Genomic DNA, 6,928 nt, shown 5'->3' on the forward strand with positions numbered 1-6,928 from the left:
TGGCCGTCCGTAGGCTGGCGATAGCTCTAGATAGGCAGTTCTGAGGCATAACTGCTTGCACCTTTTTGGTGCCATTCTAATGAGTAAACGTTATAAGTGTTGGGTGGATTGTTGATTGTAACCGCGTCGAGCTCTGCTATACCCTTTGAGTCCAAGTTGGCGGCAGAGTTAATCGTTCAAAGTTGTTGAACTGCCCGTATCGTTCCTCTGGGATAATCGATAATTGATCGTTAATTGTCACCTTGCTCAGCGTCAAGTTGCGCGTCTTGGCGCGGCCCACGGCTGCTTGATCGTTAATGTCCGAGAGGTGGAGGCACGCACTTGATGGTGTGGGCGGGCTGGGTAAGTTGCGTCTTGTTGGTGGTTCGGTGGGCGTTTCTCATAAGCATAAACAGTGCGATCCACGAGGGGTCGCGTGGATATATAACCAGGGACGGTTGAGTTATGCACGAAGTGGCAGTGGAGCCTGCGCTCCCCTCGTCGAATGTTTCCCCCCGCGTCTCCCCGGCCGTTGCCAGGCTGTCCTTCGCGTTGCTCTGGCTGAGCGAGACCGCCTTCGATCTGGGCACTACCCTGGCCAGTTTCGCCATCGGCGTGTGGATTTTCGCCCAGACCGGTTCGTCCCAGGACTATAGCTTCTCGGTGCTGGCGGCCGCGGCCGCGGGCATGCTGATGACCCCCTTTGCCGGCGCCTTCGCCGATCGCCATGACCGCCGTTGGGTGGTGCTGGGCTGCGACGTCGCGGCCATCCTGTGCACCTTCGCCGTGGTCCTGGGTCTGCTCGGCGAGCGCCTGGGCGTCGAGGCCCTGTACCTCTATGCGGCGCTTTCGGCGGCGCTGGCGGCCGTGCGTCGGCCGGCCATTCGTGTGGCCATCAGCAGTTTCGTGCCCAAGGAACGTTTCACCCAGGTCGGCGGCCTGACCGGTGTCTCGCGCGCCATCGTGCAGGTTGGCGCGCCCGCGGCATCGGGCTTTCTGATGGGGCATTTTGGCCTGCAGTCGGTGCTGGCGGTGCAGCTGTGCCTGTTGACGGCCGGCGCCTTGCTGGTGTTCAGCGCGCTGAACCGCGCCGGCGGGACGGCCCGGGGCGGAGCGCTGGCGACCCCCGCGGACTCGTTCTGGAACGGGGCGCGCAGCAGCTTCTCCGGTGCCTGGAGCTACCTGCGCGAGCAGCCACTGATGCAGCTGTTGCTGCTCTATGGCGCGCTGGTGCAGTGCCTGATGGTGCTGGCCACCACCTTGCTCACCCCCCTGGTGCTATCGACCCATTCCACCGATGTGCTCGGCCTGGTGATGTCGGTCGGTATCGTCGGCGGCCTCGCCGGCTCGATGCTGGTGGCGACGCGCCTGATCCGTCGTCGGCTGATGCGCTGGGTGTTGCTGTTCGACGTGCTGCAGTGCGCGGCCGTGCTGGTCGCCGGGCTGACCACTTCGACCCTGATCTGGTGCCTGGCGGCCTTCGCCTGCCTGTTAGGCGGCAGCACCTCGGTCGCCTGTTCCTGCGCCCTGTGGATGCGCAAGGCACCGCTGGAGCACCAGGGCAGTGTCTTCGCCCTGCTGGGTGCCTCGAACCTGCTGGTCATGTGCCTGGTGCTGCTGGCCGGCGGCTACCTGGCCGACCAGGTGCTCGAACCGGCCCTGCTCGAGGGCGGCGCCCTGAGCGCCTCGGTTGGCAGCTGGTTCGGCACCGGCAAGGGCCGCGGCATCGGCTTGTTGTTTTTCCTCAGCGGCGCTGTCGGCTTGCTGCTGACCTTGGCGGCGCTGGCCAGCCCGCGTCTGCGCCAGTTGGACCTGCTGGTGCCCGAGCGGGCGGAGGCCTGACCCGCTCCTCAGCCAACCGAATCGGCGGCCCTGGCGACCGCCTTCCTTCTTCTCGCTTATCACCACGGACGGTTCACAGTCATGAGTAGCGAAGTCGTTTTTCCATTGAGTTCCCCCCAGCAGGCGGTGTGGTTGGATCAACTGCTCGCGCCGGACCTGCCGTGTTACAACATCGGCAGCGCGGTGCAGGTGGACGGACCCCTGGACCTCGATTGCCTCGAGGCCGCCATCGTCCAGGTGGTCGAGCGCCACGAAGCCTTGCGCATCCAGCTGCACGGCCATCCCAGCGGCTGCGGTCAGACGTTCTCCGGGTCGGCCCTGGCGGTGCTGCAGCAGCTGGACTTTTCCGCAGACCCCGACCCCGAGGCCGCTGCCTGGGCGCAGATGCGCCAGGCCTTCGGCACCCCCTTTGCCCTGCAGGGCGAGCGCCTCTGGGCCATGCATTGGCTGCAGGTCGCCCCGCAGCGTGGCTACTGGCTGGCCGTGTTTCACCACCTGGTCGCCGACGGCATGACGGTCTCGCTGATCGGCCAGCTTATCGTGCAGGCCTACAACCGCTTGAAGCGCGGCGAGTCGCTGGCCGGGGATCCGCCCGAGCCGGCGCAGTACCGCGACTTCCTGGCGCGGGACGCCGAGTACAGCGCCTCCTGGCGTTACGGCCAGGACCGCGACTTCTGGTTCGAGCGTTTCCACGGGCTGCCCGCGCCGCTGTTCGAGGACGGCGCGGAAAAGCGCGGGCGCGGCGAGCGGCGGTTCGGCCAGCAGGTGTGGGAACTCGAACGCGGCGATTATACCCGTTTGAACCAGGTGGCCGCGGAGCTGGGCGGCTCCTCCACGTCCTTGCTGCTGGCGGTGCTGGCGATCTATTTTTCGCGGTTTTTCAACCGCAGCGAGGAGCTGGTGATCGGCACCCCGGTGCATAACCGCACCGGCGCGCTGCAGCGGCGTACCGTCGGCATGTTCTCCGCCGCGGTACCGGTGGGCATCCAGATCGAGCCCCGGCGTTCGTTCGCGTTGACGGTCAAGGCGGTCGCCGCCGAGCTCAAGCGTTGCTATCGCCACCAGCGTTTCCCCCTGGCCGAGATCCATCGCCACCTGCTGGGCGGAGCCAGCGACCGGCGTGGCCTGTTCGAGGTGTCGCTGTCGGTCGAGGGCTTCCCCGGCGACCTGCTGTTCGAGGACGGCGTGCGTACCGCGGTGTTCCCCTTGCACAACGGCTACGAACGCCAGCCACTGGCGATCTACGTGCGCGACCACGAGCAGCACCAGCCGGTGCGCATCGAATTCAATTACGACCCGCAGGTCCTCGACCCGGAGGCGATGGCGGACCATGTGCGGCGCATCGCGCAACTGACCCTGGCGGCGCTGGAGGCACCGCAGACGCCCGTGCAGGACCTGCCGCTGATGGACTCGCTGGAGCGCCAGCGGGTGCTGCAGGACTTCAACCGGCCTCGACTCGAAGCGGCCGCGACGCCGCCCGTGCATCGGCTGTTCGAGGACCAGGTGGCGCTGCGCCCGCTGGCCATTGCCCTGGAATACCAGGGCCAGCGGCTGAGCTACGCGATGCTCAATCAGCAGGCCAACCAGTTGGCCCGGCACTTGCGCGGCCTGGGCGTGCGCCCCGACGATCGCGTGGCGATCTGCCTGGAACGCGGCCCGGCCATGGTGCTGGCGCTACTCGCCACGCTGAAGGCCGGCGCTGGCTATGTACCGCTGGACCCGCTCTATCCGCGCGAACGTCTGCAGCACCTGCTGCACGACAGCAGGCCGCGGGTGCTGGTGTCGCAGCTCGCCCTGGACCCGCACCTGGCCGCGCCGCCAGCGTGCGCGCGGGTAGTGCTGGACGCGTTGCCCTGGGTGCAATCGCCCTGGTCCGATGAGTTCGCGACGAACCTGGATGACGGCGGGCTGGACCAGGCGCACCTGGCCTACGTGATCTACACCTCGGGGTCCACCGGCACGCCCAAGGGTGTGATGGTCGAGCACCGCCAGCTGGCGCGGTTGTTCAGCGCCACCCAGGCCTGCTTCCAGTTCGACCATCAGGACGTCTGGACCCTGTTCCATTCCTTCGCCTTCGATTTTTCGGTCTGGGAACTGTGGGGCGCCTTGATCCATGGCGGCAAGCTGGTGATAGTGCCGCAGGCGACGCGCCTTGGGCCTCACGCCTTCCACCGGCTGGTCTGCGAGCAAGGCGTGACGGTGCTGAACCAGACCCCCAGCGCCTTTCGCCAATTTATCGCCGCCGACCAGGCCGCCGCGCGCCGCCATCGCCTGCGCCTGGTGATCTTCGGGGGCGAGGCATTGACCCTGGGCCACCTGAAACCCTGGTACGCCCAGGCGCACAACCAGGCCACGCGCCTGGTGAACATGTACGGCATCACCGAGACCACGGTGCACGTGACCTACCGGCCGCTGGTGCCGGCCGATGCCGAGCGGGTCGGACCCAGCCCCATCGGTGTGCGTATTCCCGACCTGCAGCTGTACGTGCTGGACCCACTGGGCCGGCCGGTGCCGATCGGCATGACCGGCGAGCTGCATGTCGGCGGCGCGGGGGTGGCGCGCGGTTACCAGGGCCTGCCGGCTCTCAGCGCCGAACGCTTTCGCGACGACCCGTTCAGTGCCGTGCCGGGAGCCCGGCTGTACCGCAGCGGCGACCTGGCGCGCTGGCGCCAGGACGGCGACCTGGAGTACCTGGGGCGCAACGACAGCCAGGTGAAATTGCGCGGCTTTCGCATCGAGCTGGGCGAGATCGAGGCGCAGCTGGCGCGCCTGGACGGGGTGCGCGAGGCCGTGGTGATCGCCCGCGAGGACGATCCCGGTCAACCGCGCCTGGTGGCTTACCTGGTGGCGCAGCCGGGCGACGAACTTGTGCCGGCCGAGCTGCGCGCGGCGCTGTCCGCGGTGCTGCCGGAACATATGGTGCCCGCCGCCTATGCGGTGTTGCCGGCCCTGCCGCTGACGACCAACGGCAAACTCGACCGCCAGGCCCTGCCGGTACCGGACCAGCAGGCCCTGGTACAGCGCCTTTACCAGGCGCCCGAGGGCGCGCTGGAACAGACCCTGGCGCGGCTCTGGGCACAGCAACTGGGGGTCGAACGGGTCGGCCGGGATGATAATTTCTTCGAGCTGGGCGGCCACTCGATACTGGCGGTGCAACTGATGGAACGCCTGCATCAGCAGGGACTGCAGGCGGACATCCGCAGCCTGTTCGCCGAACCGACCCTGGCCGCCCAGGCGCGGGCCATGGCGCTGGCCCAGGCGGAGGCGGGCGAACCCGCGGAGGTGCCGGCCAACGGCATCCCGCCGGGCTGCCAGGCCATAGTGCCGGCGATGTTGCCGCTGGTTCAGCTGACGGCTGCGCAGCTGCAGCTGATCGCCGGCGCGGTACCGGGCGGCATGCCCGCGATCCAGGACATCTACCCCCTGGCGCCGCTGCAACAGGGCATCCTTTTCCATTACCTGCTGCAAACCGAAGGCGATGCCTACGTGCTGCCGGCGGCCCTGCGCTTCGACAGCCGAGCGCTGCTCGAACGTTTTGTCGAGGCGCTCAACCGGGTCATCGCGCGCCACGATATCCTGCGCACCGCCGTGCTCTGGGAGGGCCTGGACGAGCCGGTGCAGGTGGTCTGGCGGCAGGCCCGGCTGGACCTGCAGACGCTGGCGCTGGACCCGGCCGCGGGGCCGGTCCAGGCCCAGCTGGAGCGCCACGCCGATGCGCGCCGGGTGCGCCTGGATATTCGTCGCGCGCCCATGCTGCAGGCTTTCGCCGCCTTCGACGAGGCGGGTCAGCGCTGGCTGCTGCACCTCCTGCACCACCACCTGACGCTGGACCACAGCACCACCGAACTGGTGCTGCAGGAAGTGCTGCTGGTGCTGCAAGGTCGTGAGGCCGAATTGGCCGAGCCGGTAGCCTTTCGCAGCTTCGTCGCCCGCGCCCGCCAGGGGCTGGCTGAAGCCGCCCACGAGGCATACTTCCGCGCCGCGCTCGGCGATCTGCAGGAGCCGACCGCGCCCTTTGGCCTGCTCGACGTGCAGGGCGACGGCTCCCAGGTGCGCCAAGCCCGCGCGACCCTGCCGGCCGAACTGGCGCGGCGTCTGCGCGATCAGGCCAGGCGCTGTGGCGTCAGTCCCGCCAGCCTGTTCCACCTGGCCTGGGCCCAGGTGCTGGCCCAGTGCACGGGGCATACCGACCTGGTGTTTGGCACGGTGCTGTTCGGCCGCCTGCAGGGCGGCGCCGGCATCGATCGGGCCATGGGCATGTTTATCAACACGCTGCCACTGCGCGTGCGGCTGGGCGAGCTGGATGTCCAGCTAGCACTGCAGCACTGCCACCAGGCACTGCTGGCGCTGTTACGCCATGAACAGGCGCCACTGACCCTGGCCCAGCGCTGCAGCGGGCTGCCGGCCGGCACGCCGCTGTTTAGCGCCTTGCTCAATTACCGCCACAGCCAGGCACCGGCCAGCGAGGAGCGCCAGCTGATCGAGGGTATCCATTACCTGGGTGGGCGTGACCTGACCAATTACCCCTTCAGCCTGTATGTCGATGATCTCGGCGCGGATTTCATCCTCACCGCCGAGATTCACCAGTCGGTGTCGGCGGCACGTATCCTGGCCTTTACCCAGCAGGCGCTGGAGGGCCTGGTGCAGGCCCTGGAACAGGCGCCGGACACGCCGCTGCAGCAAGTGAGCGTATTGCCGGCCGGGGAACGTCAACGGCTGCTGCACGATTTCAATGCCCGTGAACAGGCCCGTTCGCTGCCGCCGCTGGTGCACCAGGCGGTCGAACGCCAGGTCGCCGCGCACCCGGCGCGCACCGCCGTCGAGCTGCACGGCGCTTGCCTGAGCTACGCCCAGCTCAATGCCCGCGCCAACCAGCTGGCGCGCCAGCTGGTTGCCCTGGGCGTCGGTCCCGATCAACCGGTGGCGGTTTGCCTGACCCGCAGCCTGGAGCTGGTGGTGGCCTTGCTGGCCACCCTCAAGGCCGGCGGCGCCTATGTGCCGCTGGACCCGGCCTACCCGGACGAGCGCCTGGCCCAGCTGCTCGGCGACAGCCAGGCACCGGTGCTGCTGACCCAGCAGGCACTGGTGTCGCGGCTGCGGCCGCAGA

General features: G+C 68.2%; 2 protein-coding genes. Both read left to right on the forward strand.

The window, feature by feature from the left end; translation table 11 throughout:
* The first annotated feature begins 444 nt into the window (after positions 1 to 444).
* A complete protein-coding gene (locus tag ABWY06_RS03595; RefSeq protein WP_353924197.1) occupies positions 445 to 1,821 on the forward strand; it encodes an MFS transporter in 1,377 nt (458 codons plus the stop codon).
* Positions 1,822 to 1,902: 81 nt separating this feature from the next.
* Positions 1,903 to 6,928: non-ribosomal peptide synthetase (locus ABWY06_RS03600; protein WP_353924198.1), on the forward strand; the 5,026-nt coding region annotated here is incomplete at its 3' end.

The sequence above is a fragment of the Pseudomonas sp. genome, assembly GCF_040514055.1.
Taxonomy (GTDB): Bacteria; Pseudomonadota; Gammaproteobacteria; order Pseudomonadales; family Pseudomonadaceae; genus Aquipseudomonas.